Source organism: Pseudomonas sp. UTLPPB19802, assembly GCF_059730225.1.
This window is the reverse complement of record NZ_AP048545.1, coordinates 1,850,469-1,876,515: the sequence shown is the minus strand read 5'-3', so window position 1 is coordinate 1,876,515 and position 26,047 is coordinate 1,850,469. Positions and strand designations below refer to the sequence as shown.

Genomic DNA, 26,047 nt, shown 5'->3' with positions numbered 1-26,047 from the left:
GACCGGGCTTTTTTTCGCCTGAAAGAAGCCCACCCACCCCTGTAGGAGCGTGGCTTGCCCGCGAAGAGGCCGGCAAGGCCGCCAAAAGCTTCGCGGGCAAGCCGCGCTCCTACAGAGATATGTATTACCTGGCGATCACTGGTCAGACCGGTCTAACCAATTTTTCGAAAATTACTTGCGGCATCAAAAAATCCGGGCGTAGACTGACCTCGCACTGGACATACCGGTAAGACCACAACAATTAAGTTCCAATGCCGTGGCCACAGGTCCGGCCAAGGAACGCCGACCAGGATCCTCCCCATGCTCAAATGGTGCTCGCGTTCGATTTTCCTTCAGGTCGTCCTTGGATTGGTGCTGGGCATCATCTGCGGACTCACCCTTCCCGAATACTCAACCCAACTCAAACCCCTGGGCGACGGTTTCATCAAGCTGATCAAGATGCTGATCGGACTGATCGTCTTCTGCGTGGTGGTCAGCGGCATCTCCGGCGCCGGCGACCTCAAGAAGGTCGGCCGCATCGGCCTCAAGTCAGTGATCTATTTCGAAGTCCTGACCACCGTGGCCCTGCTGATCGGGCTGATCCTGGCCTTCTCCACCGGTATCGGCAGCGGTGCCAACATCCACCTGGAACAACTGTCCAAGGCCGCCCTGGGTGACCTGGCCGATCGTGGCCAGCATATGCGCGGGGCCACGCAGTTCGCGATGGACCTGATCCCCAACTCGGTGCTCAGCGCCTTTGCCGACAACAACATCCTGCAGGTGCTGCTCTTCTCGGTGCTGTTCGGCAGCGCACTGAACCTGGTGGGTGAGTCGGCGTCGGGTATCTCGCGCCTGATCAACGAACTGAGCCACGTGATCTTCCGCATCATGGGCATGATCGTGCGCCTGGCGCCGATCGGCGTATTCGGCGCCATCGCCTTCACCACCAGCACCTACGGCCTGGAGTCGCTGCGGCAACTGGGCAACCTGGTGGCGCTGTTCTACATCACCTGCCTGGCCTTCGTGCTGCTGATTCTTGGCACGGTGATGCGGGTATCGGGCCTGCGAATGCTGCCGTTCCTCAAGTACCTGCGCGAGGACCTGCTGATCGTCATGGGCACCGCCTCCTCGGACGCGGTACTGCCGCAGGTGATGCGCAAGCTTGAACACCTGGGCATCGGCAGCTCGACCGTCGGCCTGGTGATTCCCACCGGCTACTCGTTCAACCTCGACGGTTTCTCGATTTACCTGACCCTGGCGATCGTCTTCATCGCCAACGCCACCGGCACCCCACTGGCCCTGAGCGACCTGCTGACCATATTGCTGGTGTCGCTGATCACCTCCAAGGGCGCCCACGGTATCCCCGGCTCGGCCCTGGTGATCCTCGCCGCCACCCTGTCGGCGATTCCGGCGATTCCGGTGGTCGGCCTGGTACTGGTGCTGGCGGTCGACTGGTTCATGGGCATCGGTCGGGCGATGACCAACCTGATCGGCAACTGCGTAGCCACCGTGGCCATCGCCCGCTGGGAAAAGGACATCGACCTGCAGCGGGCCCACAAGGTGCTCGAAGGCCAGCAGGGTTATGCCTTTACCCCCAAGAAGCCAGGCACCTCGGCCCATCAGCAGGAGTTCTGATGCGCTACGCCCACGGACGGGCACTTGTCGCGATCCGTCAGCGGCAGCCACAACGCTGCCCACGGTTCGTAGCCTGACCGTTTTACCTGGGAGAGCACCGTGATCAGCTCATCGACCGTCGTCAATTCAGTGGTAGCGAAACTCCGCGCCGCATTGGCCCGTGGCCAATGGCGCTCGGGCGAAATGCTGCCGGGCCAGCGAGAACTGGCCGAACAACTGGGCATCAGCCGGCCAAGCCTGCGCGAAGCCGTCACCGTACTGGAAACCCTCGGCCTGGTGCGCTCCATGCCAGGCAAGGGGGTGCTCGTCCTCGACAGCACCGGCGAGACTGCCTCCACTCACAGTGGCGTGGCCGAGGCCAGCCTCGAAGACATCCTGCAACTGCGCTACACCCTGGAGCCGTTCATCGTCGGACTGGTGGCGCAATCGATCAGCAGCAAGGAAGTCGGCCAACTGCGCCTGACCCTGATGGACATGCGCGAAGCCCTGGAGGCCAACGACAGCGAAGCCGGGCTGAACGCCTACATCGCCTTCCACGAGGAATTGTTCGCCCTGACGTCCAACCCGATTTTCCAGAACGTGGTGCAACAGACCAGCAACGCCCTCAAGCAGAGTGCCGAAGTGTTGCGCAACTCGCCGGAACACCTGGCCGAACGCCTGCAGGAAAACGAAGCGGTGGTTCGTGCCATCCGCAACAAGAACAGTGCCCTGGCCAGTGCCGAGATGCGCAGGCACATCCTGCAGGAAGGCCTGCGCATGGGCATCGAACTCACCATCCCGGACGACCATCTGGGCAGCATCGAGCAATAACCCACCGTCGGGGGAGACCGGTCATGAACAGCGTTGCGACACTTCTGCCCTTCACCACCGCCCGTCCGCGCAGGCAGCCGCGCACCCGGCCGCTGCTGCCGTGCGCCGAAGGCCTCTACGCCAAGGTGTTCGAGGATATTCTCGAAGGGCACTTCACCGCCGGGCTGAGCGAGGACCTGCTGATGCAAACCTACGCCGCCGGCCGCAGCGAGGTGCGCCGCGTGGTGGGCCGACTGACACGCGAACGGGTCATACACGCCCGCCCGAATCAGCGCGCCCGGGTTGCCGAGCCGGATGCCGAACAGATTCGGCAAATCCTGCAGGCGCGGCGGATGGCTGAAGGCACGGTCATCCAGCTACTCTGCGCAAACGCCGACGCGTCGCCTATCGAATCACTCCGAACGCTGATCGTTCGCGAACGTCAGTGCGTCGAAGAGGGCATGCAAAGCACGGCAACCAGACTGGGCTGCGAGTTTCACCTGCAACTGGCGCGAACAGCCGGTAACGCGCCCATGATGCGTTTTCTGGAAGGGCTGATTCCCCTGACCGGACTGGCGCTCGCCGCCCGATCGGTCATGCATGGCCAGGGCTGGCAAGCACGACAGGCCATTCTTGAGGGCATACAGGGCGGCAACGCCCGCAAGGGCATCGAGGAGATGATGCAGTACCTGCAACAGCTCGAGATATTGGCGGAGGGGTGAACCGGTCAACATCCGGCTCCCCACGGGATCAGGGTTGCGCCATCCTCGCGAAGCCCTCGCGGATCTTCTCTTCAGGCAAATCATCGGCGATGAACACGATCACGCTTTCGCGAGCCGCGCCCTCCTCCCACTCGGTGTCCCAGTCGAAGCCATAGAGCTTGAGTACGCCCTGGAACACCAGCCGGCGCGATTCACCGGCGATGTTCAGCACGCCCTTGTAGCGCAGCAGTTGCTTGCCATGGTCCTCCAGCAGTTCATTCATGAACTCGCTGAGCCGATCGATATCCAGCGGCTGGTCGGTGCGCAGCACCAGGCTGGAAATACGGTCGATGGAGTGGCCCTTGCTGACCGGTCGCAGGCTTACCCCACCGCCCAGGTCGGCGTTGAGGTTGAAGCCGCGAACGTCCAGCAGCTCCGCCAGGTCGATGTTGCCGTGCTCGACGATGCGGATCGGCGCTCGTCGGTTGATACGGGTCAGGCGTTCGCTCAGGGCGTTGAAGGTCGCCTCATCTACCAGGTCGCGCTTGCTCACCAGCAGGCGGTCAGCGAAGCCGATCTGCGCCTGGGCGATGGTCTGGGTCAGGTGGTGCTCGGCGTGGGCGGCGTCCACCAGGGTGATGATGCCGTCGAGCAGGTAGCGCTCGCGCAGTTCTTCATCGATGAAAAAGGTCTGGGCCACCGGGGCCGGGTCGGCCAGGCCGGTGCACTCGATCACCAGCCGGTCGAAGAAGATTTCACCGCTGTCCAGGCGCTCCAGCAGCAGATACAGCGCCTTGGTCAGGTCGGTGTGGATGGTGCAGCAGACGCAGCCGTTGGAAAGCGTCATGACCTGCACCGGCTCGGCTCCGAGCAGTTGGGTGTCGATGCCGGCGTCGCTGAATTCGTTCTCGATCACGGCGATTTTCAGGCCGTGTTCGGCCCTGAGCAGGTGGCGCAGCAACGTGGTCTTGCCGGCGCCGAGAAAGCCGCTGAGGACGGTGACGGGAATAGGAACGGACAAACGCGAATCTCCCCTACGCAAGAAATGTGGGAGCCGGCTTGCTGGCGATAGCGATCTGTCATTCGACATCGTCGTTGTCTGACAGACCGCTATCGCCAGCAAGCCGGCTCCCACAGAATCAATGAATCAACAGCACTTCGGTCCACCCTTGCCGCCGTAACGGGCTTCCTGGCGCTCCCGGAAGAACGCCTCGTAGCTCATCACCGGCTTGTCCGGGTGCTTGGTCTGCATATGCTCGACATAGTTGTCGTAGTCGGGCATGCCGACCATCAGGCGCGCGGCCTGCCCGAGGTATTTACCGAGGCGACTCAGGTCATTGAACATCGCAGCACTCTCCCATCAGGCCCCAGACACGGCCTGGAACGGTGTTTCCTTGTCGGTACGCTCCTTGTTGCTCCAGGCAGCGACACCGACCTTCAGTGCGTAGAACAGGATACTGAAGACCACGAACAGGAACAGCGCGGTCAGCGTCGCGTTGGTGTACGCGTTGAAGATCACGTGCTGCATCTGGCTGATGTCCTTGGCCGGGGCCAGGACCTGTCCGGCTTCCAGCGCGGTGCTGTACTTCTTCGCCAGGGCGAGGAAGCCAATGGCCGGGTTGGCGTCGAACAGCTTGATGAAACCGGCGGTGGTGGTGCAGATCAGCAGCCACAGGGCCGGCAGCAGCGTTACCCAGATGTAGCGCTGGCGCTTCATCTTGATCAGCACGACGGTGCCGAGCATCAGCGCGATACCCGCCAGCATCTGGTTGGAGATACCGAACAGCGGCCACAGGGTGTTGATGCCGCCCAGCGGATCGATCACGCCCTGGTACAGCAGGTAGCCCCAGAGTGCGACGCAACCGGCGGTGGCGATCAGGTTGGCGGTCCAGGATTCGGTCCGCTTGAGGGACGGCACGAAAGAACCGAGCAGGTCCTGCAGCATGAAGCGCCCGGCACGGGTACCGGCATCGACCGCAGTCAGAATGAACAGCGCCTCGAACAGGATCGCGAAGTGGTACCAGAACGCCATGGTGTTCTCACCCGGCAGGACATGGTGCAGGATCTGCGCAATACCGACCGCCAGGGTCGGGGCACCGCCGGCACGGGCCAGGATGGTGGTTTCGCCAATGTCCTTGGCCACCGCCTGCAGCGCATCCGGGGTAATCGCAAAGCCCCAGTTGCTGACGGTCTGTGCCACGGCCACCGCATCTGCGCCGACCACGGCAGCCGGGCTGTTCATGGCGAAGTACACGCCCGGTTCGATCACCGAGGCGGCGACCATCGCCATGATCGCCACGAAGGACTCCATCAGCATGCCGCCGTAGCCGATGTAGCGGGCATTGGTTTCGTTATCCAGCAGCTTCGGCGTGGTCCCCGAAGAGATCAGCGCGTGGAAGCCGGACACCGCACCACAGGCGATGGTGATGAACAGGAACGGGAACAGCCCGCCCTTCCACACCGGCCCGGTGCCGTCGACGAACTGGGTCAGCGCCGGCATCTTCAGCACCGGCATGGTGATCAGGATGCCGATCGCCAGGGCAATGATGGTGCCGATCTTGAGGAAGGTCGACAGGTAGTCGCGCGGCGCCAGGATGCCATACCGGCAGGACTGCGGCGACGAAGCCGTAGCCGATCAGCATCCAGGTGATCTGCACGCCGGTGAAGGTGAAGGCCTTGGCCCAGACCGGGTCGGCGGCGATCTGCCCGCCCAGCCAGATCGAGCCGAGCAGCAGCAGGACGCCGATGATCGAGATTTCACCGATGCGGCCCGGGCGGATGTAGCGCATGTAGACGCCCATGAACATCGCGATCGGGATGGTCGCCATCACGGTGAAGATGCCCCATGGGCTCTCGGCCAGGGCCTTGACCACGATCAGCGCCAGCACCGCGAGGATGATGATCATGATCAGGAAGCAGCCGAACAGGGCGATGGTCCCTGGAATCCGGCCCATTTCCTCGCGCACCATGTCACCCAGCGAACGACCGTTGCGACGGGTGGACAGGAACAGCACCATGAAGTCCTGGACCGCGCCGGCCAGCACCACCCCGGCAATCAGCCAGAGCGTGCCGGGCAGGTAGCCCATCTGCGCGGCCAGTACCGGGCCGACCAGCGGGCCTGCACCGGCAATCGCCGCGAAGTGGTGTCCGAAAAGGATGTGTTTGTTGGTCGGCACATAGTCCAGACCGTCGTTGTTCAGCACGGCCGGCGTCGCTCGATTGCCATCGAGTTGCATGACGCTATTGGCGATGAACAGACTGTAGTAACGGTAGGCAACCAGATAGATCGCCACGGCGGCGACCACGATCCACAAGGCGTTGATCGCCTCGCCGCGGCGCAAGGCCACTACGCCCAGGGCGCACGCTCCCAAGATCGCCAACACCAGCCAGGGAAGGTGGCGTAGCGGGCTATTATTATTTTTCATTTTGATATTCCAGCCAGATGGACAGAAAGACAGCCATCCTGAGTTTAGCGCCAAAGCGCCCCGTGACCATACCCAACCTTGGTATAGAGCGGTCTTTTCTTGCTGCCGGGGACAAATCCGGGGCAAGACGCCGATGGTGCCTGGCAACATCGATATGCCTTGCCACTTGCCTGGCACGGCATGAGGTCTATAGTCAGCAGAGTCCGCACGGGAACCTGAACATGAGTGACCATCCGATCAATCGTCGCCGTTTCAAGCGTATCGCGTTCGATGCCGTGACCACCCTGAGCCAGGGCGGTACGGTCTGGTCGGCGCAACTGGTAGACCTTTCATTAAAGGGACTGCTCGCCCAGCAGCCCGGCAACTGGCCCGAAGGCGCAGCCGGCATCTTCCTGATCGATATCCGCCTGGCGAAAAACGCCCATGTGAAAATGGATGCCGAGCTGGTGCATGTGGACCATCACCAGCTGGGCTTCAAATGCCTGCACATCGGCCTGGAATCGATCCAGCACCTGCGCCGTCTGGTCGAGCTGAACCTGGGTGATGAAGAGGAACTGGAACGGGAACTGGACGCCCTGTTCGAAGATTGATCGCCAAGGCGCCGCCGCGATCGACAGCGCCCGGCGTCATGCCGTCAGGGAAAGGCCGAACGTTGCGGGAAGTCGCCTTCGGACTCCCAGTAGCCCTGCTCTTCCCGCGAAGTCACTTGCCAGACGTCACCCTTGAGGCGATAGGTCTGGTAGGTGGTGACGAAATCCTCACCGTCATCATCCGTCATTGATGACGACACCTGCAGGATCTCCGGTTGCGCATCACCGGCCTGCCAGGCCGCCTTGCCGGTCTGGGCGAGGAACAGCGGCTTGAGCGTGCCATCCGTCGCCTGGTATTGCATCGGCTGCAGCTTGCGCCGGGCCGGCATCAGCACCTGGGTCGCAGGACCACTGTAGCTGCCCATCGGCGCGGTCTGGTCGACCGTGAGGAAAAACGCCGGGCTCGGCATGCCTTCCATCGTGACCTTTTCCAGGGTCGCCAGCGGATAGGCCAGGCCAATGCTCTCGACTTCGTCCCCGGTGGCCGACAGCAGCCGCACGCGGGCCTCGACGATCGGACGGGCGGCGACGTCCTTCGCCAACGCCTCGTCATCAAAGGCGTCCTCGTCGAACGCACTGCCATTGCCCCACAGGGACTGGTGCAGATCCGAGGTGATCCGCGCATCCTCCAGCAGTTCCAGCTCGCCGCCGTCGCCCGTAGGCATCTGCTGGGCCAGGCGATAGCCCTGCGGCACCGTGGCCGCACTGGCGATACCGGCCCACAGCATGCAACCTGCCAAACACATTGCCGCACTGACAACCCGCATTCCGCTGACTCCTTTATCCCGTTATTCGAACAACGCGTCCAACGCCTGCTCCAGGCGCGTGACCGCAATGATTTTCAGGCCTTGTGGCGACTCCTTCGGGGCATTGCCCTTGGGCACGATGGCGCGCTTGAAGCCGTGCTTGGCCGCCTCTTTCAGGCGCTCCTGGCCGCTCGGCACCGGGCGCACCTCACCCGACAGCCCGACCTCGCCGAACACCAGCAAGTCGTGGGGCAAGGGCCGGTTGCGCAGGCTGGACATCACCGCCGCCATCAACGCCAGGTCGGACGCCGTCTCCAGCACCTTCACGCCGCCGACCACGTTGAGGAACACATCCTGGTCGTGGGTGGGAATGCCACCATGTCGGTGCAGCACCGCCAGCAGCATCGCCAGGCGGTTCTGGTCCAGGCCCAGGGTCACCCGGCGCGGGTTGGCCATGTGGCTGTCGTCGACCAGGGCCTGGACCTCGACGAGCATCGGCCGGGTACCTTCCCAGGTGGCCATGACCACGCTGCCAGGGACTTCTTCCTGGGCACGGGTCAGGAAAATCGCCGAGGGGTTGGAAACCTCCTTCAGGCCGCGATCGGTCATGCCGAACACCCCCAGCTCGTTGACCGCGCCAAAGCGGTTCTTCACCGCCCGCAACAGCCGCAACCGGCCATCGGATTCGCCCTCGAAGTACAACACCGTATCGACCATGTGCTCCAGCACCCGCGGGCCGGCCAGGGCCCCCTCCTTGGTCACGTGACCGACGAGGAAGATCGCCGTGCCGCTCTGCTTGGCATAACGCACCAGCAGCGCCGCGCTCTCGCGCACCTGGGCGACGCCACCGGGCGCCGATTGCAGTTGTTCGGTGAAGATCGTCTGGATCGAGTCGATCACCATGACCTTGGGCTTTTCCACCCGGGCCGTGGCGATGATGGTTTCGATGCAGGTCTCGGTCATCACCCGCAACTGGTCCTGGGGCAGCCCCAGCCGCCGGGCACGCATCGCCACTTGCTGCTGCGACTCCTCACCGGTCACGTACAGGGCCGGCATGCGCGTGGCGATATTGCACAGGGTCTGCAACAGGATGGTCGATTTGCCGATACCTGGGTCGCCGCCGATCAGCACCACCGAACCGTCCACCAGGCCGCCACCCAGCACCCGATCGAGTTCGGCGGAGGCGGTGGAAAAGCGCGGGATTTCCTCGACGCTGACTTCGGCCAGGGTCTTGATCTGGGCCTGCTGTCCGGCCCAACCGGTACGCCCGCTGGGTGGCGCGGCGCCGCCGCTTTCCACCAGGGTTTCGGTGAGGGTATTCCAGGCACCGCACTCGCCGCACTGGCCGGCCCACTTGGGAAAGGTCGCGCCGCACTCGGTGCAGCCGTACATGCGCTTGGCCTTGGCCATCTGAACTCCACCTGGAAAAATCGCGATGATAGCTCAGTTGGTCCCGATCAGCGCATTGGCGGTGTACGGATTTCACCCTCGGCCAGACGGGCCGGACTATTGCCCAAAGGGTCCTGGGCATCGAGATTGGCGCCCTTGGCAGCCAGCGCCTCAAGCAGCGCCGAGCGCTTGAACAACCCGGCGTACATGGCCGCCGTCTGACCGGCGGCATTGCGCTGGTCGGGGTTGCAGTCGCTGCTCAACAGGCGCCGGGCGATCCGTACTTCGCCTTTGAAGATCGCCCCCATCAGCGCGGTGTTGCCACGTTTGTCCTGGGTACAGGCGTTGGCCCCGGCGGCCAGCAGGCGCTCAACCGCCGGTCCCTGGCCGTGGTAGGCAGCCAGGATCAGCGCGGTGTAGCCGTTGGCGTCCTGGGTATCGAGCGGATAGCCGGACTCGATGAAGGTCTGCAACATCTCGACGTCGCCACGGCGGGCAGCATCGAAATAGTAGTCCTGGATCTGCGCCTTGAGGGCTTGCGAGTCGGCAGGCATGGCCGGCTCATCGGCCAAGGCATGGCAGGACCAGGCGAAAAAGAGGAACAACAAAGGGATACGCATTGAATGACTCCTTGGCGCTAGGCAGTGGGTCCGGGCCCCTTCGTGGCAGGCGCCGCGACGGGGCCCGGTTCTCACACCAGCTCTCACACCGGCAGATCAGTCCGCCAGCTTCGCCGCCAGCGCCTTGACGCGCGCCAGGTCGCCCTTGGCGACCCGTGTCACGCCGGTGCCGTACTCGGGATCGGCCTTGTAGAGAAACGACAGCATGATGTGCTTGCTCTCATCGTCGGTATCGGCCAGCGAGCCGCCGAAGTTCTCGATCAGGTCCTGTTTCTCCTTCTGGCTGTAGGAGCGATACAGGTCACCGGCCTGCTTGAAGTTCTGCTCACGCTGGATCTTCGTCTGCTGGGTGCTGCCTGCCAGCGGCAGTTGGCTGTAGCGTGCCGACGACTGCTCGTCACGGGGCAGCAGGCGGCTCGGCTGATAATTCACGCCGCTGCTGCTGTGCCCGCTGTTCATCGCGCCGTCCTGGTTGCCGTTGTTCACCGCCACCCGTGGTGCATTGATCGGCAGTTGCAAGGCATTCGGGCCCAGGCGGTACATCTGGGTATCGGCATAGGCGAATACTCGTCCCTGCAGCAGGCGGTCCTCGGACGGCTCGATGCCCGGCACCAGGTTCGCCGGCGCCATGGCCACCTGCTCGGTCTCCTGGAACACGTTGGCCGGGTTGCGATCGAGCACCATCTGGCCGACCTTGCGCTCCGGCACGCCAGGCCAGATCTTGGTCGCATCGAGCGGGTCGAAGTCGAACTTGCCCAACTCCTGTGGCGTCAGCACCTGGACATACAGGTCCCATTTGGGGAACTGGCCCTTGTTGATATGGCTGACCAGGTCATGGGTCATGTGGCTGTAGTCACGCCCCTGCACCTCGACAACCTGCTTCGGATCAAGGTTGCGGATGCCCTGCAGGCTCTTCCAGTGGAACTTGACGTAGTGGACCTCGCCCTTGGCGTTGATCAATTTGTAGGCATGCACGCCGTTGCCATCCATCTCCCGGTAGCTGGCAGGCGTACCGGAATCGGAGTACAGCTCGGTCAGGGTGCGTGTGGCTTCAGGTACGTGGGAGAAAAAATCGAAGCGTCGCGAATCGTCGTCCAGGTTGGTGCGCGGGTCCGGCTTGAAGGCATGGACCATGTCCGGGAACTTGATGGCATCCCGGATGAAGAAGGTCGGGAAATTGTTCCCCACCAGGTCCCAGTTACCGTCGGCAGTGTAGAACTTGGTAGCGAAGCCCCGTGGGTCACGCAGGGTTTCCGGGGAGTGGTTGCCGTGCACCACGGCCGAAAAGCGCACGAATACCGGGGTCTTTTCGCCGGCAGCGAAGACCTTGGCCTTGGTCAGGTCGCTCAGGTCGTCACTCACGGTGAAGGTGCCATGGGCACCGGTGCCGCGGGCGTGAACCACCCGCTCGGGGATACGCTCGCGGTCGAAACGCTGCAATTTCTGGATCAGTTGCACGTCCTGCAACAACACCGGCCCTGAGGCACCAGCGGTCTGCGAGTTCTGGTTGTCGCCTACCGCCGCGCCATTGTCGCGGGTCAGGGGAGCCGCATGAACAGACAGGGATAACAGGCTGGCGGTCAAGATACCCAGCATGCGCCAGGTGGGAATAGCTCCCGGAACAGAAGTGATCTGCATGTCGGATTCCTCTAGATTTTATGGTGCGCATCCAGGTGCGCTCAACAAAGGCTAGAGACCGATCCGACGATTTCTAAATAGAAAAGCTCGAAGACCCCGATTGAAAAATTCCACGGGGCAAGACGCCCCAGGCGGAGTATTTCGCGCGATTGGTGGCATTTTGCAAACTTATTGCCCGGCGGCGGGTCGATTAAGACGAGGCAGGGCCCGGCATAGCGCAAGATGCCCGTGGCTGAATTACACTGCGTTCACTCAACTCATCTGGAACAGGGAATAAGCTATGGGCGTGATCAGTGAGTTCAAGGCCTTCGCGGTCAAGGGCAATGTGGTCGACATGGCCGTGGGTATCATCATCGGCGCGGCTTTCGGCAAGATCGTCTCGTCCTTCGTCGGCGACGTGGTGATGCCACCGATTGGCCTGCTGATCGGCGGGGTGGATTTCAGCAACCTGGCGATCACCCTCAAGGCCGCCGAGGGCAATACACCCGCCGTGGTCCTGGCCTACGGCAAGTTCATCCAGACCTGCATCGATTTCCTCATCGTCGCCTTCGCCATCTTCATGGGCGTCAAGGTGATCAACCGGCTCAAGCGCGAGGAAGCCGTGGCGCCGAGCGCACCACCGGTGCCCACCAAGCAGGAGCAATTGCTGGGCGAGATCCGCGACCTGCTCAAGGCCCGGAACGACAAGCCCTGAACCGGCTCTGGAAACCGACGGCGCCTGCAGGGCGCCGTTTTTCTACCAGTAGTTTTCCACCGCCACCTGACCCGGACGCCGGCTCAGGCTGAGCTGCATATCGCGTTGCTTGAGCACCTTGCGGGTGTCGTCGATCATCTGCGGATTGCCACAGATCATCACCCGCGAATGCGCAGGTTCCAGTGCCACCCCCGCCGCACGCTCCAACTCGCCATTTTCGATCAATTGCGGGATGCGTCCCGTCAGCGCGCCCGGCACCGCTTCGCGAGTGACGATGGGCACGAACCGCAGCTTGTGGGCATGCTCGGCCAGGTAGTCGCGCCCGGCCAGCCCGGCAATCAGTTCACGGTACGCCAGCTCGGCGCCATGGCGCGCGCTGTAGACCAGCAGGATCCGCTCGAAACGCTCCCAGACTTCGAAGTCCTGCAGGATCGACAGGAACGGCGCCACCCCGGTGCCCGTGGCCAGCAGCCAGAGATCGCGTCCGTCGACGAAACGGTCGAGGGTCAGGTAACCCACGGCCTGGCGCTCGATCAGCAGCGAGTCTCCCACGGTCAGGCGACTCAGTTCGCTGGTGAACTCCCCTCCCGGCACGACGATGGAAAAGAATTCGAGAAACTCGTCATGGGGCGATGACACCATCGAGTAGGCTCGCCACACCACGCTGCCATCGGCCCTGGTCACGCCCAGGCGGGCAAACTGGCCGGCACGAAAACGGAATCCGGCATCGCGCGTGGTCCGCAAGGTGAACAGGCTGCCAGTCAGCGGCTGAACCTCCAGCAAGGTCTGTCGGGTGAACTTTTCGGCACTGGCGGTCATGGTGCACTCCTTCGAAAATTTACCCCCAGTGTCTCGCAAAGCCGGCGCCAGAAAAACCGCTGTTTTGTAGTGATATAAGTTTTCCCGAAAAACATATACAAAACAAAAAAAAGGTATAACCACCAATAAAAACATAGTTTTATCGAAGTATAGCAGTCGTCATCCAATAGTTCCGCAGCACCTCGACCCGCTCTTCAATAAGAACAAAAACCACACACAGCCAAATGGCATTAGCTGCCGTGCGATAAACAGGCCGTTTGAAAGGCGATAAAAATATCAGTGCAATATAAAAAACCCACACCCATATCAAGAATTTTCCTACACTACCCAAGCACGTCGGACTCAACGAATATTGCGTCAAGGAAGGGTACCTCAATGGAGAACTGGCAGGATAATCAACTGCACCAGCTCATGAGTGAAAAAGAAGAACAGGCAGTCTTCGATGCGGTTTTCAATCTGGCAGGTCAAATACGCTTCACCTACGTATCATTCAGAGTCAGCAGCTTATTAGGAGGCACTCAACCGAATACTTCATCATTCAATAACTATCCATCAGAATGGAATTCCTGTTATCAACGCAACAACTATGTCGCGGTCGACCCCGTGGTCACTCACTGCCACAACTCGGTGTTCCCCATGTTGTGGGGGCCTGAAGCGTTCAGGAATACCCCCGAACTCTGGCGGGACATGCAGGCTCATGGCCTCAACTACGGCTGGTCGCAGTCGGTCCACGATATTCGCGGCATTGTCAGCACCCTGAGCCTGTCCCGAACCTGCGAGCCCATCACCTCCAACGAGTTCTACTCCAAGACAGGTCATGTGCTGTGGCTGTGCAATTGGCTGCATACGTTCATGGTGCAACGGTTGGCCAGCGCCTCCCGGCCGGCCCACAGCCATCCGCTTTCACCCCGGGAGACCGAGATCCTCCAATGGACAGCGGAAGGCAAGACCGCTGCTGAAATCGCCAGTATCCTCAACCTGACCACGCGTACGGTGGGTTTCCACATGAGCACCATCATGCGAAAACTCGGTGTGAGCAACAAGGCATCGGCAGTACTGCGCGCAGCCAAATCCGGCCTGCTGTACTGACGCAAGCCGATGTCTACCGGCAGAAGGATCTGCCACTCACACACGCAACAGGCAATATCCTCGAAACCCACGTAAAATCCCTCCCCTGCCATACCGTCGCCCGCCAAGCCCATGGCAACCGCAAATCCTCCCCAGAGCCCGTGTCCCATGCCCCTGCTAGAAAGCCCGTTCGCCCGTCTTGACCTGATCCGCCAGCCTGAACAGCAGGACGAACCCTTGCAGGCGTTCGACGCGGCCGACCAGTACCTGCTCGACCACCTGGCCGGACAAGGCGTATCGCCCGACACCCGGGTACTGGTGCTCAACGACAGTTTCGGCGCCCTGGCCGTCAGCCTCGAAGGCCATGTGCAGCTCACCAGCAGCGGCGACTCGTTCCTCGCCGCCCTGGGCCTGGAAAAGAACCTGGCCCGTAACGGTAAGGCCTTCGACACGGTGCGCCATGTTCCGGCCAGCGAAGCACTGGTCGGCCCATTCGACCGGGTGCTGATCCGCGTGCCCAAGACACTCGCGCTGCTCGAAGAACAACTGATTCGCCTGCAGGGGCAACTGGCTCCCGGCGCCCAGGTGATCGCTGGTGCCATGATCAAGCACCTGCCGAGGGCGGCCGGTGACTTGCTGGAGCGCTACATCGGCACCGTGCAGGCCTCGCTGGCGGTGAAAAAGGCTCGTCTGCTGATCGCCACGCCCGAGTCCCGCCCCGTTGCCCCCTCACCCTATCCGACGCGCTACCGGCTCGACCGCCCGGCGATCGAACTGCTCAACCATGCCAACGTGTTCTGTCGTGAAGGCCTGGATATCGGCACCCGTGCCTTCCTGCCTCATCTGCCCGAAAACCTGGGCAACGCGCGCATCGCCGACCTGGGCTGCGGCAACGGCGTGCTGGCGATTGCCAGCGCACTGCAGAACCCGCAGGCCCACTACACGCTGGTGGACGAGTCGTTCATGGCGGTGCAATCGGCGCGGGAGAACTGGCAGGCGATCCTCGGCGAACGCGAGGTAACCGTACGGCCTGGCGACGGCCTCGCCGGGCAGGCACCACAGTCGCTGGACGTGGTGCTGTGCAACCCGCCCTTCCACCAGCAGCAGGTAGTCGGCGATTTCCTTGCCTGGCGGATGTTCCAGCAGGCCCGGGAGGCGCTGGTGGTCGGGGGTGCGTTGTACATCGTCGGCAACCGCCACCTGGGTTATCACAGCAAGCTGGCACGGCTGTTCCGGGGTGTCGAGCAAGTGGCGGCGACGCCGAAGTTCGTGGTGCTAAAAGCCCGCAAATAGACACGGGCAATTGTAGGAGCCTGGCTTGCCAGCGAAAGCGGCTTCAAGAGCGCCAAAGGCTTCAGCCAGACTCCTACAGAGAAGGCTATCGCAGAATAAAGCGTCAGCCGATCAGTGGGTCGTCAGCCCGGCTGCGCTCATGAACAGGCGCATCAGGCTGGCGACCACGAACAACGCCAGTACACTGCCCGCCCAGATCATCGCCAGCCAGCCCAGGCGCTGCCAGAGTGGTTTCTTCTCGGCCTGTTGGATGTCCTGCAATGAATGCTTGCCGCTCATATCCGATTCCTCTTCTTCGAAGCGGTGGCACCCGAGAGGGCGCCACCGGCAGGTACTAGTGATAACCATCCTCGTGGGTCACCTTGCCGCGGAACACGTAGTAGCTCCAGAAGGTGTAGCCCAGGATGAACGGGATGATGAACAGCGTCCCCACCAGCATGAAGCCCTGGCTCTGCGGCGGCGCGGCGGCATCCCAGATCGAGATCGACGGCGGGATGATGTGTGGCCACAGGCTGATGCCCAGGCCGCTGTAGCCGAGGAAGATCAGCACCAGGGTCAGCAGAAACGGCGTGTAGTGGGCATTACGCGCCACCGCGCGGATCAGCCCGTACAGCGTGACCAACACCAGGATCGGCACCGGCAGGAACCAGAACAGGTTCGGCAGGGTGAACCAGCGCGACGCGATCTCGGCGTGGGCCAGCGGTGTCCAGATACTGACGATGCCGATCACCGCCAGCAGCACGAACGCCAGCGGCCGCGCCAGGTGGTGCATGCGCTCCTGCAGCTTGCCCTCGGTCTTCATGATCAGCCAGGTGCAGCCGAGCAAGGCATAAGCCACCACCAGCGCCACGCCACAGAACAGCGTGAACGGAGTCAGCCAGTCCAGCGAGCCGCCGGCGAATTGCCGGTCGACCACCTTGATCCCGTCGATGAACGCGCCCAGGGCCACGCCCTGGAAGAAGGTCGCGGCGATCGAACCGCCGATGAACGCCTTGTCCCAGATATGCCGCTTGTCGTCCTTGGCCTTGAAGCGGAACTCGAACGCCACGCCACGAAAGATCAGCCCGATCAGCATGAAGATCAGCGGCAGGTACAACGCCGAGAGCACCACCGCGTAGGCCAGCGGGAAGGCGCCGAACAGCGCCGCGCCGCCGAGTACCAGCCAGGTTTCGTTACCGTCCCACACCGGCGCCACGGTATTCATCATCACATCGCGGTCGCTCTTGCCCTTGATGAAGGGGAAAAGAATGCCGATGCCCAGGTCGAAGCCGTCCATGACCACGTACATCATGATGCCGAAGATGATGATCACGGCCCAGATCAGCGAAAGATCGATACCCATGATTCAGTTCCCCTTGTTCAGGCTGTCGCCGTGCGCGTGTTCGCTGTCTTCATCGGCAGCGGAAAGCGGACGGGCCGGAGTGCGTTGCTGGCCGGGGCCACCAGGGTTCGTTTCGGTACCTTCGTTGATTTTCGGCCCCTTGCGCACCAGGCGCATCATGTAGCCCAGGCCAACGCCGAACAGCGAGAAATACACCACGACGAACAGCGCAAGGGTAATGCTCATCTGCATGACACTGTGCCCGGAGGATGCGTCCGCGGTGCGCAGCAGGCCGTAGACCACCCACGGCTGGCGACCGATTTCGGTGGTGAACCAGCCGGCCAGGATCGCGATCAGGCCGGACGGCCCCATCCACAGCGCCAGGTAAAGGAAGGCGCGGTTCTGGTAGATACGATCACGCTTGCGCAGCCACAGCGCCCACAGGCCGGTGAAAATCATCAGGAAGCCCAGGCCGACCATGACCCGGAACGACCAGAACACGATGGTCGAGTTCGGCCGGTCCTCAGGCGGGAACTCCTTGAGCGCCGGTACCTGCTTGTCCAGGGTGTGGGTCAGGATCAGGCTGCCCAGGTAGGGAATCTCCACGGCGAAGCGGGTCTTCTCGGCCTTCATGTCCGGCCAGCCGAACAGGATCAGTGGGGTCGGTTCGTTACCGACGTTTTCCCAGTGCCCTTCGATCGCGGCGATCTTTGCCGGCTGGTGCTTGAGGGTATTGAGACCGTGGAAGTCACCGATCACCGCCTGGATCGGCGCCACGATCAGCGCCATCCACATGGCCATCGACAGCATGGTCCGGATCGCCGGGTTGTCACGGCCACGCAACAGATGCCAGGCGGCCGAGGAGCCGACGAAAAAGGCCGTGGCGACGAAGGCGGCGGTAGCCATGTGCATCAGTCGGAAGGGGAACGACGGGTTGAACACCACCGCCAGCCAATCCACCGGGATCACCCGGCCGTCGATGATTTCGTAGCCCTGCGGGGTCTGCATCCAACTGTTGGACGACAGGATCCAGAACGTCGAGATCAGGGTACCGATCGCCACCATGACGGTGGAAAAGAAGTGCAGCCCGCGGCCGACCTTGTTCCAGCCGAACAGCATCACGCCAAGGAAGCCGGCCTCGAGGAAGAACGCGGTCAGCACCTCGTAGGTCAACAGCGGCCCGGTCACCGCCCCGGCGAAGTCCGAGAAGCGGCTCCAGTTGGTGCCGAACTGATAGGCCATGACCAGCCCGGAAACCACCCCCATGCCGAAGTTGACGGCAAAGATCTTCGACCAGAAATGGTAGAGGTCACGATAGGTGTCGTTGTGTGTCTTCAGCCACAGGCCTTCAAGCACCGCAAGGTAGCTCGCCAGGCCGATGGTGATGGCCGGGAACAGGATATGGAACGAAACGGTGAATGCGAACTGGATTCGGGCGAGATCTAGTGCCTCTAAACCGAACATAAGTTTTCCTCTGTCAGGTAATACCGGCTGTCGGCCTGCAGGCCCCAGCCACAGCCCCCACGGATATGGAGTGCGGCGAATTTGGCTTCGTTCTCTTTTTTTCAACCCATCGCAACGCAGGGAGTCGGACCTCGATCAAGACCGAAAAGGCAATTGATCTGGATCAATCAACGATGAAAGAGTAGTCCCATTCCGACGACCGGGTAGCGTGGTTCGTTGCCGCGCGACAGGTTGCCTCAGGCGCAGATGGCAACTGATCCGCAAAAATCCGACGCAGGGAAACACCGGGGCGGGCAATACATGAATAGCTCAGTAACCTTTTGTTACATCGGAATGATAATCTTCCCCTTTCATCCGCTCAGGCGAGCCCCCGATGCCCACCGAGACACCCTTGCTGCTGCGCCATCACCGCCCCTTCCTCGCGTTCTGGCTGGCCCGGATCTTTACCGCCAGCGGCTTCCAGATGCTCACCGTGGCCATTGGCTGGAACCTCTACCAGTTGACCGGCAACGTGCTCGACCTGGGCCTGGTCGGGTTGGTGGAGTTCGCCCCACGGGTGTTGTTCATGCTGCACACCGGGCACGTGGCGGACCGCTATGACCGCCGCAGGATCGCCGCCCTGTGCCAGACCCTGCAGGCGCTGATCGCCCTGAGCCTGGTGGTCGGCAGCCTGACCAACCAGGTCAGCCGCGAGATGATCTTCATCCTGGCGTTCCTGCTCGGCGCAGCCCGCTCCTTCGAAATGCCCACCACCCAGGCACTGCTGCCGTCCATCGTGCCGTCGGCGCTGTTCCCGCGCGCCGTGGCGGCCGCCCAGTCGGCGCAGCAACTGGCAACCATCGTCGCCCCGGCCATCGGCGGCCTGCTGTATGCGTTCGGCAGCGTCTGGGTCTATGGCCCGACGGTGGTGCTGTACCTGGTGTCCTGCCTGCTGATGCTCAACCTGCCGGCACGGCAGACGCCGCTGAACAAGGGCAAGGCCACCCTCGATTCGCTGCTGGCGGGCATTCGCTTCATCCGCAGCCGCCCGGACATTCTCGGTGCCATCTCCCTGGACCTGTTCGCGGTACTGCTGGGCGGTGCCACTGCGCTGCTGCCGGTGTTTGCCAAGGACATCCTGCTGACCGGCGCCTGGGGCCTGGGTCTGCTGCGCTCGGCACCGGCGGTCGGCGCGCTGCTGATGTCGCTGTGGCTGGCGCGCTTCCCGGTGGAGCGCAAGGTCGGTCGGGTGATGTTCACCGCTGTCGGCCTGTTCGGTGTCGCCACCATCGCTTTCGGCCTGTCGACCTCGTTCTGGTTCTCCCTCGCCGTGCTGGTGGTGCTTGGCGCCGCGGACATGATCAGCATGGTGATCCGCGCCTCGTTCGTGCAGTTGGAGACCCCCGACGAGATGCGCGGCCGGGTCAGCGCCGTGAACGGCCTGTTCATCGGCGCTTCCAATCAACTGGGTGAGTTCGAATCCGGGCTGACCGCCCACTGGTTCGGTACCGTGCCCGCCGTGGTGCTCGGCGGGGTCGGCACCCTGCTGGTCACCGGAACCTGGATGAAACTGTTCCCGACCCTGGCCAACCGCGATCGCATGCACGAACGCCAGGCCGAAACCGCCTGAATCACCGGCGGGCGGCGGCCATCAGTTGATATCGATGGTCGCCGTCATGGTCTTCACCGGCATCGTCAGTGAACGATCGCTGAAACTGAAGGTGCCCTGCTGCAGGGTCCCCAGGTCGTAGATGTAGCTGTAGCCGACCACCGCGCCACCGCTGCACGGCACGAACGGCTTGTTGAACTCGCACAGGGAATTGCGCTGGCTGTAGCTGATCGGGTTGCCATTGAAGGTGGCCCCCGGCGCGCGGCCGTAGCCGAGTTCCACCACCGTCACCGTGATGTTCGGCCCGCGATGGGCGTTCTGTGTGCGCCGACGCCCGTCGGAAACATCTTCGATGATCCCCTGGGACGCCACGGTATAGATCGCCACCCCTTTCAGCCCGGCCGCCGGCGCCGCCTGCAGCGGTCCGACTGCCGCCAACGACAGCGCAATGGCGCAGAGCGACTGGCCCAGGGCCTGGTGCTTGATCACTGATTTCATGATTATCCCCCTTCTCTACCGCGAGTATGCCTCAGTCGGCGGATTTCGGAGTAGTTCGCGCACGGTCGCTGCGCAATGGACCCACCAAGCGGCGTCCCTATTCCCGCGTTCGGCTGGTATGATGCGCGGTTTTTCCCACAGCCAAATCTCATCAGGCCATTAGAGTCTGTGCTTTGCTGTTGGGACCGATTCATTCACGGCGCCCGATGCGCCATGGGGAGCAGAGATGCTGGAAAGGCTGTTTCAACTCAAGGCACACAATACCAATGTGCGCACCGAGATTCTCGCGGGCGTCACGACCTTCCTGGCCATGGCCTACATCCTGTTCGTCAACCCGAGCATTCTCGGCGAAACCGGCATGGACAAGGGCGCGGTCTTCGTCGCGACCTGCCTGGCCGCCGCCATCGGCTCGACCGTGATGGGCCTGATCGCCAACTACCCGATCGCCCTCGCGCCAGGCATGGGCCTGAACGCCTTCTTCACCTACACCGTGGTCCTGCACATGGGCCACACCTGGCAAGTGGCGCTGGGCGCGGTGTTCATCTCGGCAGTGTGCTTCTTCCTGCTGTCGATCTTCCGTATCCGCGAATGGATCATCAACAGCATCCCGCTGCCACTGCGTTCGGCGATCGCCGCCGGTATCGGCCTGTTCCTGGCGCTGATCGCCCTGCACAACGCCGGCATCGTGGTCAGCAACCCGGCGACCATGGTCGGCCTCGGCGACCTCAAGCAGCCGGCACCGATCCTCGCCACCCTGGGCTTTGCCGTGATCGTCGCCCTGGATGCGCTGAAAGTCCGTGGCGCCGTACTGATCGGTATCCTGGGCGTGACCATCGTCTCGATCCTGATGGGCTTCAGCCCGTTCGGCGGCATCATCTCGGCCCCGCCATCGCTGGCCCCGACCTTCATGCAACTGGACATCAAGGGTGCCCTGGACATCGGCCTGGTCAGCGTGATCTTCGCCTTCCTGTTCGTCGACCTGTTCGACAACTCCGGCACCCTGATCGGCGTCGCCAAGCGTGCCGGGCTGATGGGCAAGGACGGCCACATGCCGAAAATGGGCCGCGCGCTGATCGCCGACAGCACCGCCGCCATGGCCGGCTCGCTGCTGGGCACCTCGACCACCACCAGCTACATCGAGTCGGCAGCGGGCGTCAGCGCCGGCGGCCGCACCGGCCTGACCGCCATCGTGGTCGCCATCCTGTTCCTGCTGGCGCTGTTCTTCTCGCCGCTGGCCGGTAGCGTCCCAGCCTTCGCCACCGCGCCGGCATTGCTGTTCGTCGCCGTGCTGATGGCCTCGGGCCTGGCGGAAATCAACTGGGAAGACATCACCGAGGCCGCGCCTGTGGTGGTTACCGCTCTGGCGATGCCGTTCACCTATTCCATCGCCAACGGCATCGCCTTCGGCTTCATTGCCTGGACCGCGATCAAGCTGCTGTCCGGCCGAGGCCGCGAGCTGAACCCGGCTCTGGTGATCCTGTCGATTCTGTTTGTGATCAAGTTGGGTTGGTTCAACGCATGACTTTCGATTCCGCCACCTACACTGCCCAGCTCAATGACAAGGTCGCGCGCCTGCGCGACCTGCTGGCGCCGTTCGATGCCCCTGAGCCGCAGGTCTTCGACTCGCCGTTGCAGAACTTCCGCCTACGCGCCGAATTCCGCCTGTGGCGCGAAGCCGGCGAACGCCACTACGCGATGTTCGCCCAGGACGACAAGCGCACGCCGATCCTCATCGAAGAATTCCCCATCGCCAGCCTGCGCATCAACGAACTGATGCCCAAGCTCAAGGCGGCCTGGCAGGCCAGTGCACCGCTGAGCCACAAGCTGTTCCAGGTGGAGTTCCTCACCACCCTGGCCGGCGACGCGATGATCACCCTCTGCTACCACCGCCCGCTCGACGAACACTGGCAGACCGCCGCCGAACAACTGGCGGCCGACCTCGGTGTCAGCATCATCGGCCGTTCCAAGGGCAAGCGCGTGGTGATCGGCCATGACTACGTGGTGGAGAAATTCGAGATCGCCGGGCGCAGCTTCAGCTACCGGCAGCCGGAAGGCGCCTTCACCCAGCCCAACGGCACGGTGAACCAGAAGATGCTCAACTGGGCTTATGAAGCCCTGGGCGAGCGCTCCGACGACCTGCTGGAACTCTACTGCGGCAATGGCAACTTCACCCTGCCGCTGGCCACTCGGGTACGCAAGGTGCTGGCCACCGAGATCAGCAAGACCTCGGTGAATGCCGCGCTGAGCAACCTCGACGAGAACACCGTGGGCAACGTGACCCTGGTGCGCCTGTCGGCCGAGGAGCTGACCGAGGCGCTGAACGAGGTGCGACCGTTCCGTCGCCTGCAGGGCATCGACCTGAAGAGCTACCAGTTCGGCAGCGTCTTCGTCGACCCGCCCCGCGCCGGCATGGATCCGGACACCTGCGAGCTGACCCGGCGTTTCGACAACATCCTGTACATCTCCTGCAACCCGGAGACCCTGGCGGCGAACATCGCGCAACTGCACGACACCCATCGCATCGAGCGTTGTGCACTGTTCGACCAGTTCCCGTGGACCCACCACATGGAATCCGGGGTCCTGCTGACCCGTCGCTGAACCTTGTCGGGGCCAGCCTGCTGGCCCCACCTGCCTGCATTACTCCTGGACGAACCCGAACAACTCCGCCGCCGTATTGCACAGCAGATGCTGGCGCAACGGCGGAGCGCACGCCAGCCGGCGCAGGCGCTCGAACTCACTGGCAAAACTCACCTCCTGCTCATGCTGGGTATGCGGCCAGTCGCTGCCCCACAACAGGCGGTCCGGCCCCAGGCTCTGCAACATCAGCGACAGGGCCTTCTCCGCAAAATGCAGGTTCTGCGCCGGTGTCCCGCCCAGCCGGTAGATACCGGAGACCTTGATCCACAAGCGCCCGCTCTCTCCCAGCTCAAGCAGCCGGGTGAACGCCGACTGCTCGACACCCAGTCGTGCATCGGGACGGCCGAAGTGATCGACCACCACCTTGCAGCCCATTTCCAGCAGCGGCTGGACCAACCCCGGCAGATCCTCCAGATGGCGGTGCAACTCGACATGCCAGTCCAACTGCCGCAGGTGCTGGAAAAAGGCCTGCCACGCCGCCTCGGCGAAATCCGGTAGCGGCTGGCCCATCAGGTTCAGGCGCACGCCCGCCACGCCAAGGGCTGCCATTCGCTGCAACTCGTCAACGGCAATATCGCGCTCGACCACCACCACCCCGCGCAACCGCCCGGGGGCCTGTTGCAACGCCGCCAGCAGGTAGCTGTTGTCGGTACCGAGGAAACTCGGCTGTACCAGCACGCCGTGGCTCAGGCCGTTTTCCTCCAGCCGCGCCAGATAGTCGGCCAGGGTGGCGTCATAATCCGGCGCATAGCGGCGCACGGTCGCCAGCCCCAGGCCGCGCTCGAAGACATGGGCATGGGCATCGATACCGCTGATGGGCAATGGGCAAATCTCGGACATGGAACTCATCTACAGGATTTAAAGCCCTCACTCGCCTGTGGGAGCCGGCTTGCTGGCGATTGCAATCGGTCAGTCAACCTGCGGTTGGCTGATACACCGCTATCGCCAGCAAGCCGGCTCCCACACAGACCGAGCAGGGCATGGAAAATGTGGAATCAGTGGGACAACTGGCCCGCCCCTTTGCTGGACTCCGCCTGTGGCGTGACGCCCTGCAAGTTGCGCCCACGGGTTTCTGGCAGCGCCAGCGCGGCCAGCACCGCCACGCCGTAGGCGATCCCGGCATCGATCCCGATGGCCGAGCCGAGCGACATCGACTCGCTCATGTGCCCGACCATGAACGGGAACACCGCCGACAACACCCGGCCGAAGTTGTAGCAGAAGCCGACGCCGGCACCGCGCACGTCCGCCGGGTACAACTCGTTGAAGAACGAACCCAGGCTGGCCGGGATACCCGCGGCGAAGAAGCCCAGGGGGAAACCGAGGAACAGCATCTGCGCGTTGCTCAACGGCAGGAACAGGTAGCACTGCACCGTGATCACGCAGCAGAAGGCGAAGAGGATGATGTTCTTGCGCCGGCCGATGCGGTCCAGCAGCATCCCGCTGACCACGCAGCCGAACCAGAAGGCGACGATGATCACCGCCAGGTAGCCACCGGAACTCAAGACCGAAAGATTGCGCTCGGTCTTGAGGAAGGTCGGCAGCCAGGTCATCACCGCATGATAGCCCCCATGGGCACCGAGGCCGAGAATCCCGCCCAGCAGCGTGACCCGCAGCAATTCGGGACGGAAGATCGCCGCCATCGACGCCAGCAGTCCACGTCCCCGGGCCTTGGCCTGGCGTTGGGCGGCGTCGGGCTCGACCACGCTGCGGCGCACGTAGATCACCAGCAGCGCCGGCAACAGCCCCACCAGGAACATCACCCGCCAGGCCATGGCCTCCGGCACGAAGGTGTAGACCAGGGTGAACACCCCGACCGCCGCACCCCAGCCGACCGCCCAGGCACTCTGCACCGCGCCCATCACCTTGCCGCGATAGCGCGACTGGATGGTCTCGGCCATCAGCACCGCACCTGCGGCCCACTCACCGCCGATGCCGAAGCCCTGCAGCGCCTTGACGATCAGCAACTGGTTGAAACCGGTGACGAAGGCCGAAAGAAAGGTGAACAGCGAAAACCAGAGGATCATCCATTGCAGGGTCCGCACCCGGCCATAGCGGTCGGACAAGGTCCCGCCCAGCCAGCCGCCGATCGCCGAAGTGACCAGCGTCACGCCACTGATCATCCCGGCCTCACCCTTGCTCAGGGCGAAGGCGGCGATCAGTGCGGGGATCGCCAGGCCGAACATTTGCACTTCCAGTGCATCCAGGGACCAGCCGCCAAAGCAGGCCCAGAACGTCTTGCGCTCCCTCGAAGTGATATCGCAGTACCAACTGAACATGATTTCTTATCCTTGTAGGCAAACAGGGAGCCCGAGTGGGCTCAGCGAATCTCGACGCTGTAGCGGAAGTGGCTGGCATGGCCACGGGAGCGGCGCCATTCCAGCGGCTGGCCGGCATAGTCGCGGGCCAATCGTTCGATCACCACTACCGGGCTACCAGGCTCGATCTGCAGCAACCGGGCATGCACCTCGCCCACGGACTCGGCCGTCAGGGTCTCTTCGGCGCAGGCAACCACCTGGCCGCAGAGTGCTTCGTAGATCGGGTAGAGCAGCGGCCCCTGCTGGTCGAGGTCGACCGCCAGCAACGCCTGGAATGGCGTCCTGGGCAGCCAGATTTCCTCGGCCAGCACCGGCGTGCCGTCGAGCAGGCGCAGGCGGACCAGGCGGATCACCTCGGCCTCGGGCGGCAGCCCCAGGACCTGGCTGACGGCCGAGGGCGCAGGCAGCGAATCAATGGTGAGAATCCGGCTCTGCGGCATCTGGCGCTCGCCGGCCAGGTTCTGGAAGCGGAAGAAACGGAACAGTGAAGACTGGAACTGCGGCCGGCGGATGAAGGTGCCACGGCCCTGATGGCGTTCGAGCACGCCCTCCTCCACCAGCTTGTCGACGGCCTTGCGCACGGTACCAATGGACAACTGGTATTCACCGGCCAGCACGGCCTCGGTGGGGATCGCCTCGCCGGGACGCCAGCGGTTGTTGGCGATCTGCCGGGCCAGTTCATCGCGCAGGCGCTGGTAGAGCGGGAGACGTTCGTCGCTGGAAAGAGCATTCATTTTTGTAGTTATCCAGTCATCTATATGAATTTTTGCCGAGTATTCTCCCTAGATGAAAAAGCGTCAAGTGTATCGGTGCATGGCTTGGCGGCTCATTCGCGGAG

Annotated in this window: 24 protein-coding genes and 1 pseudogene; 10 read left to right on the top strand and 15 right to left on the bottom strand. The window is 63.0% G+C overall.

What is annotated here, in order from left to right; genetic code table 11:
• Positions 1-300 precede the first annotated feature (300 nt).
• The 3 genes from AC6I6U_RS08530 (at position 301) to AC6I6U_RS08520 (ending at position 3,125) form a co-directional block, all read left to right on the top strand.
• A complete protein-coding gene (locus AC6I6U_RS08530; RefSeq protein WP_497881531.1) occupies positions 301-1,614 on the top strand; it encodes a C4-dicarboxylate transporter DctA in 1,314 nt (437 codons plus the stop codon).
• A 99-nt stretch (positions 1,615-1,713) separates the two neighbouring features.
• Complete coding sequence (locus AC6I6U_RS08525; protein WP_497881530.1) at positions 1,714-2,424, top strand: FadR/GntR family transcriptional regulator; 711 nt, start codon at positions 1,714-1,716, stop codon at positions 2,422-2,424.
• A 23-nt stretch (positions 2,425-2,447) separates the two neighbouring features.
• Positions 2,448-3,125 carry a GntR family transcriptional regulator gene (locus tag AC6I6U_RS08520; protein WP_497881529.1) on the top strand — a complete coding sequence of 226 codons (678 nt, stop codon included), beginning with the start codon at positions 2,448-2,450 and terminating at the stop codon, positions 3,123-3,125.
• Positions 3,126-3,153: 28 nt separating this feature from the next.
• Here AC6I6U_RS08520 and yjiA read toward each other — a convergent pair whose 3' ends face one another.
• The 3 genes and pseudogenes from yjiA to AC6I6U_RS08505 form a co-directional block, all read right to left on the bottom strand.
• The gene (yjiA, locus tag AC6I6U_RS08515) at positions 3,154-4,125 is read right to left on the bottom strand and encodes a GTPase (RefSeq protein WP_497881528.1); all 972 of its coding nucleotides are present in this window, start codon (positions 4,123-4,125) and stop codon (positions 3,154-3,156) included.
• Positions 4,126-4,251: 126 nt separating this feature from the next.
• A complete protein-coding gene (locus AC6I6U_RS08510) occupies positions 4,252-4,449 on the bottom strand; it encodes a YbdD/YjiX family protein (protein ID WP_007937254.1) in 198 nt (65 codons plus the stop codon).
• Between the two features lie 15 nt (positions 4,450-4,464).
• Positions 4,465-6,529 (bottom strand): annotated as a pseudogene (locus tag AC6I6U_RS08505) (carbon starvation CstA family protein).
• A 221-nt stretch (positions 6,530-6,750) separates the two neighbouring features.
• On the opposite strand from AC6I6U_RS08505, the gene AC6I6U_RS08500 reads away from it, so the two are divergent.
• Positions 6,751-7,119, top strand: coding sequence for a PilZ domain-containing protein (locus AC6I6U_RS08500; protein WP_497881527.1), 369 nt, complete (start codon positions 6,751-6,753; stop codon positions 7,117-7,119).
• A gap of 44 nt (positions 7,120-7,163) precedes the next feature.
• Here AC6I6U_RS08500 and AC6I6U_RS08495 read toward each other — a convergent pair whose 3' ends face one another.
• From AC6I6U_RS08495 to katB, 4 genes are all read right to left on the bottom strand, one after another.
• Positions 7,164-7,886 (bottom strand): hypothetical protein, encoded by a 723-nt coding sequence (locus tag AC6I6U_RS08495; RefSeq protein ID WP_497881526.1) that lies wholly within the window; start codon positions 7,884-7,886, stop codon positions 7,164-7,166.
• 21 nt (positions 7,887-7,907) lie between these two features.
• On the bottom strand, positions 7,908-9,275 hold the full coding sequence (gene radA / locus AC6I6U_RS08490; RefSeq protein WP_497881525.1) for a DNA repair protein RadA: 1,368 nt from the start codon (positions 9,273-9,275) through the stop codon (positions 7,908-7,910).
• A gap of 47 nt (positions 9,276-9,322) precedes the next feature.
• Positions 9,323-9,874 carry an ankyrin repeat domain-containing protein gene (locus AC6I6U_RS08485; RefSeq protein WP_497881524.1) on the bottom strand — a complete coding sequence of 184 codons (552 nt, stop codon included), beginning with the start codon at positions 9,872-9,874 and terminating at the stop codon, positions 9,323-9,325.
• 96 nt (positions 9,875-9,970) lie between these two features.
• Positions 9,971-11,470, bottom strand: coding sequence for a catalase KatB (katB, locus tag AC6I6U_RS08480; RefSeq protein WP_497883004.1), 1,500 nt, complete (start codon positions 11,468-11,470; stop codon positions 9,971-9,973).
• A gap of 322 nt (positions 11,471-11,792) precedes the next feature.
• Here katB and mscL point away from each other — a divergent pair, with 322 nt between their 5' ends.
• A complete protein-coding gene (mscL, locus tag AC6I6U_RS08475) occupies positions 11,793-12,206 on the top strand; it encodes a large-conductance mechanosensitive channel protein MscL (RefSeq protein WP_497881523.1) in 414 nt (137 codons plus the stop codon).
• Positions 12,207-12,248: 42 nt separating this feature from the next.
• Here the strand turns inward: mscL and AC6I6U_RS08470 are convergent, their stop codons facing one another.
• Positions 12,249-13,025 carry a ferredoxin--NADP reductase gene (locus AC6I6U_RS08470; protein ID WP_497881522.1) on the bottom strand — a complete coding sequence of 259 codons (777 nt, stop codon included), beginning with the start codon at positions 13,023-13,025 and terminating at the stop codon, positions 12,249-12,251.
• A gap of 375 nt (positions 13,026-13,400) precedes the next feature.
• On the opposite strand from AC6I6U_RS08470, the gene AC6I6U_RS08465 reads away from it, so the two are divergent.
• Both AC6I6U_RS08465 and AC6I6U_RS08460 read left to right on the top strand, forming a co-directional pair.
• Entirely contained in the window at positions 13,401-14,114 is a 714-nt protein-coding gene (locus AC6I6U_RS08465; RefSeq protein ID WP_497881521.1) for an autoinducer binding domain-containing protein, read from the top strand.
• Positions 14,115-14,261: 147 nt separating this feature from the next.
• Entirely contained in the window at positions 14,262-15,386 is a 1,125-nt protein-coding gene (locus AC6I6U_RS08460; protein ID WP_497881520.1) for a methyltransferase, read from the top strand.
• Between the two features lie 111 nt (positions 15,387-15,497).
• Here the strand turns inward: AC6I6U_RS08460 and AC6I6U_RS08455 are convergent, their stop codons facing one another.
• The 3 genes from AC6I6U_RS08455 to AC6I6U_RS08445 are packed head-to-tail and all read right to left on the bottom strand — an operon-like array spanning position 15,498 to position 18,171.
• Positions 15,498-15,665 carry a DUF2474 domain-containing protein gene (locus AC6I6U_RS08455; RefSeq protein ID WP_497881519.1) on the bottom strand — a complete coding sequence of 56 codons (168 nt, stop codon included), beginning with the start codon at positions 15,663-15,665 and terminating at the stop codon, positions 15,498-15,500.
• A gap of 55 nt (positions 15,666-15,720) precedes the next feature.
• Complete coding sequence (cydB, locus tag AC6I6U_RS08450; RefSeq protein ID WP_497881518.1) at positions 15,721-16,728, bottom strand: cytochrome d ubiquinol oxidase subunit II; 1,008 nt, start codon at positions 16,726-16,728, stop codon at positions 15,721-15,723.
• 3 nt (positions 16,729-16,731) lie between these two features.
• Complete coding sequence (locus tag AC6I6U_RS08445) at positions 16,732-18,171, bottom strand: cytochrome ubiquinol oxidase subunit I (RefSeq protein WP_497881517.1); 1,440 nt, start codon at positions 18,169-18,171, stop codon at positions 16,732-16,734.
• A gap of 373 nt (positions 18,172-18,544) precedes the next feature.
• On the opposite strand from AC6I6U_RS08445, the gene AC6I6U_RS08440 reads away from it, so the two are divergent.
• Complete coding sequence (locus AC6I6U_RS08440; RefSeq protein WP_497881516.1) at positions 18,545-19,780, top strand: MFS transporter; 1,236 nt, start codon at positions 18,545-18,547, stop codon at positions 19,778-19,780.
• Positions 19,781-19,801: 21 nt separating this feature from the next.
• Here the strand turns inward: AC6I6U_RS08440 and AC6I6U_RS08435 are convergent, their stop codons facing one another.
• Positions 19,802-20,257, bottom strand: a complete 456-nt coding sequence (locus AC6I6U_RS08435) for a DUF4879 domain-containing protein (RefSeq protein WP_497881515.1) — start codon at positions 20,255-20,257, stop codon at positions 19,802-19,804.
• A 226-nt stretch (positions 20,258-20,483) separates the two neighbouring features.
• On the opposite strand from AC6I6U_RS08435, the gene AC6I6U_RS08430 reads away from it, so the two are divergent.
• Together AC6I6U_RS08430 and trmA are read left to right on the top strand one after the other, a co-directional pair.
• The gene (locus AC6I6U_RS08430; protein ID WP_497881514.1) at positions 20,484-21,779 is read left to right on the top strand and encodes an NCS2 family permease; all 1,296 of its coding nucleotides are present in this window, start codon (positions 20,484-20,486) and stop codon (positions 21,777-21,779) included.
• Positions 21,776-22,855: a tRNA (uridine(54)-C5)-methyltransferase TrmA gene (trmA, locus tag AC6I6U_RS08425; RefSeq protein WP_497881513.1), complete on the top strand. Its 1,080-nt coding sequence runs from the start codon at positions 21,776-21,778 to the stop codon at positions 22,853-22,855. The genes AC6I6U_RS08430 and trmA overlap by 4 nt, the downstream gene beginning before the upstream one ends.
• Positions 22,856-22,894: 39 nt before the next feature.
• Here the strand turns inward: trmA and AC6I6U_RS08420 are convergent, their stop codons facing one another.
• The 3 genes from AC6I6U_RS08420 to AC6I6U_RS08410 all read right to left on the bottom strand — a co-directional run bounded on the left by AC6I6U_RS08420 (position 22,895) and on the right by AC6I6U_RS08410 (position 25,943).
• On the bottom strand, positions 22,895-23,734 hold the full coding sequence (locus tag AC6I6U_RS08420) for an amidohydrolase family protein (RefSeq protein WP_497881512.1): 840 nt from the start codon (positions 23,732-23,734) through the stop codon (positions 22,895-22,897).
• A gap of 155 nt (positions 23,735-23,889) precedes the next feature.
• Positions 23,890-25,170 (bottom strand): MFS transporter, encoded by a 1,281-nt coding sequence (locus AC6I6U_RS08415; RefSeq protein ID WP_497881511.1) that lies wholly within the window; start codon positions 25,168-25,170, stop codon positions 23,890-23,892.
• A gap of 41 nt (positions 25,171-25,211) precedes the next feature.
• Positions 25,212-25,943 carry a GntR family transcriptional regulator gene (locus AC6I6U_RS08410; RefSeq protein ID WP_497881510.1) on the bottom strand — a complete coding sequence of 244 codons (732 nt, stop codon included), beginning with the start codon at positions 25,941-25,943 and terminating at the stop codon, positions 25,212-25,214.
• Between the last annotated feature and the right edge of the window lie 104 nt (positions 25,944-26,047).

Coding starts and splice junctions, on each gene's coding strand:
- AC6I6U_RS08530 (WP_497881531.1), top strand. CDS start 301: ATGCTCAAATGGTGCTCGCGTTCGATTTTCCTTCAGGTCGTCCTTGGA.
- AC6I6U_RS08520 (WP_497881529.1), top strand. CDS start 2,448: ATGAACAGCGTTGCGACACTTCTGCCCTTCACCACCGCCCGTCCGCGC.
- AC6I6U_RS08510 (WP_007937254.1), bottom strand. CDS start 4,449: ATGTTCAATGACCTGAGTCGCCTCGGTAAATACCTCGGGCAGGCCGCG.
- AC6I6U_RS08500 (WP_497881527.1), top strand. CDS start 6,751: ATGAGTGACCATCCGATCAATCGTCGCCGTTTCAAGCGTATCGCGTTC.
- AC6I6U_RS08495 (WP_497881526.1), bottom strand. CDS start 7,886: ATGCGGGTTGTCAGTGCGGCAATGTGTTTGGCAGGTTGCATGCTGTGG.
- radA (WP_497881525.1), bottom strand. CDS start 9,275: ATGGCCAAGGCCAAGCGCATGTACGGCTGCACCGAGTGCGGCGCGACC.
- AC6I6U_RS08485 (WP_497881524.1), bottom strand. CDS start 9,874: ATGCGTATCCCTTTGTTGTTCCTCTTTTTCGCCTGGTCCTGCCATGCC.
- katB (WP_497883004.1), bottom strand. CDS start 11,470: ATGCTGGGTATCTTGACCGCCAGCCTGTTATCCCTGTCTGTTCATGCG.
- mscL (WP_497881523.1), top strand. CDS start 11,793: ATGGGCGTGATCAGTGAGTTCAAGGCCTTCGCGGTCAAGGGCAATGTG.
- AC6I6U_RS08470 (WP_497881522.1), bottom strand. CDS start 13,025: ATGACCGCCAGTGCCGAAAAGTTCACCCGACAGACCTTGCTGGAGGTT.
- AC6I6U_RS08465 (WP_497881521.1), top strand. CDS start 13,401: ATGGAGAACTGGCAGGATAATCAACTGCACCAGCTCATGAGTGAAAAA.
- AC6I6U_RS08460 (WP_497881520.1), top strand. CDS start 14,262: ATGCCCCTGCTAGAAAGCCCGTTCGCCCGTCTTGACCTGATCCGCCAG.
- AC6I6U_RS08455 (WP_497881519.1), bottom strand. CDS start 15,665: ATGAGCGGCAAGCATTCATTGCAGGACATCCAACAGGCCGAGAAGAAA.
- cydB (WP_497881518.1), bottom strand. CDS start 16,728: ATGGGTATCGATCTTTCGCTGATCTGGGCCGTGATCATCATCTTCGGC.
- AC6I6U_RS08445 (WP_497881517.1), bottom strand. CDS start 18,171: ATGTTCGGTTTAGAGGCACTAGATCTCGCCCGAATCCAGTTCGCATTC.
- AC6I6U_RS08440 (WP_497881516.1), top strand. CDS start 18,545: ATGCCCACCGAGACACCCTTGCTGCTGCGCCATCACCGCCCCTTCCTC.
- AC6I6U_RS08435 (WP_497881515.1), bottom strand. CDS start 20,257: ATGAAATCAGTGATCAAGCACCAGGCCCTGGGCCAGTCGCTCTGCGCC.
- AC6I6U_RS08430 (WP_497881514.1), top strand. CDS start 20,484: ATGCTGGAAAGGCTGTTTCAACTCAAGGCACACAATACCAATGTGCGC.
- trmA (WP_497881513.1), top strand. CDS start 21,776: ATGACTTTCGATTCCGCCACCTACACTGCCCAGCTCAATGACAAGGTC.
- AC6I6U_RS08420 (WP_497881512.1), bottom strand. CDS start 23,734: ATGTCCGAGATTTGCCCATTGCCCATCAGCGGTATCGATGCCCATGCC.
- AC6I6U_RS08415 (WP_497881511.1), bottom strand. CDS start 25,170: ATGTTCAGTTGGTACTGCGATATCACTTCGAGGGAGCGCAAGACGTTC.
- AC6I6U_RS08410 (WP_497881510.1), bottom strand. CDS start 25,943: ATGAATGCTCTTTCCAGCGACGAACGTCTCCCGCTCTACCAGCGCCTG.